This window comes from Sinorhizobium fredii USDA 205 (assembly GCF_001461695.1).
GTDB lineage: Bacteria > Pseudomonadota > Alphaproteobacteria > Rhizobiales > Rhizobiaceae > Sinorhizobium > Sinorhizobium fredii.
In genome coordinates this window covers 1-869 of the sequence record NZ_AUTC01000105.1, presented here as the reverse complement: position 1 = coordinate 869, position 869 = coordinate 1, and the positions used below count along the sequence as shown (strand labels likewise).

Below are 869 nucleotides of genomic sequence, written 5' to 3'. Positions count from 1 at the left end.
CCCTGCACCTACCCAAGAGGGAAGCGCCCCCGCCAAGTTCAAGATGGCGCCATTATGTTTATGGCGCGCATGGTTCAGGCACGAAGCGACTATGTAATCTATGGACGCGCCATCGGCAGAAAGCATCGACCAACCCTCGATGATGCCACGGAAGCCGATTTATCGTTGAGAGCATGGAAGGCAAATTGGCCCCACTATGTCCGCGTTCACGATCCGATTTTCGTTAATGGGCCGCTTTCGGCAGGTGTGTCCATGGTGGATATGATGGAGGAGCTTGGGGCAGCATCCTTTGTGCCTACTCAACGCAATTTAGCGAGGGGGAATGGCGACAACATCAACCCGCGCCGCGCCATCATGAGAAAACCACACATGGAACTCACGCCACAGGCTTGCAGATGGATTTCTGATCGCTTGGATAAAGCACTCATGCGGCACGGTATGTTGGACCTTACAATGTCGAGCTTCGACTTTCCTACAGGATAGGCATCCACCGCGCCAGCACGAATACTGGTCCGTGAGCGGCGCCGATTGACAGCATTTTAATTGCGAAATGCTCACTCTTTTGCGGATAGAAAATCTGGCATCTCTGGGGGTTGGATGTCCAAGATGTGAAATACTACTTTTCGTTTAAGCCCCAATTTCAGTGCATCCCTGAAGTTGTCAATGCTGCGAATGACTCGTTCTTTCCGAGCAAGATGCCGCCAGTTTGTGGTCTCGCCATCCGGCGTTTCCCACGCCAGGAGTTTAACGAGAGCGGTGTGAGCAAATTGTATACCGTCATCCTCATGCGCAACAAAGCTGTCCACTATATGCGTGAGAGAAGTACGCATCCGAGGAGGGCCGCCTTGCTGAGAAGTGAGGCGAACTGG

At 52.9% G+C, this 869-nt stretch carries 2 pseudogenes; one reads left to right on the top strand and one right to left on the bottom strand.

Annotated elements, in window-relative coordinates:
- Window positions 1-483: pseudogene (locus N181_RS11090) on the top strand (phospholipase D family protein); the annotation flags it as partial.
- Between the two features lie 71 nt (window positions 484-554).
- Here the strand turns inward: N181_RS11090 and N181_RS34260 are convergent.
- Window positions 555-869: pseudogene (locus tag N181_RS34260) on the bottom strand (hypothetical protein); the annotation flags it as partial.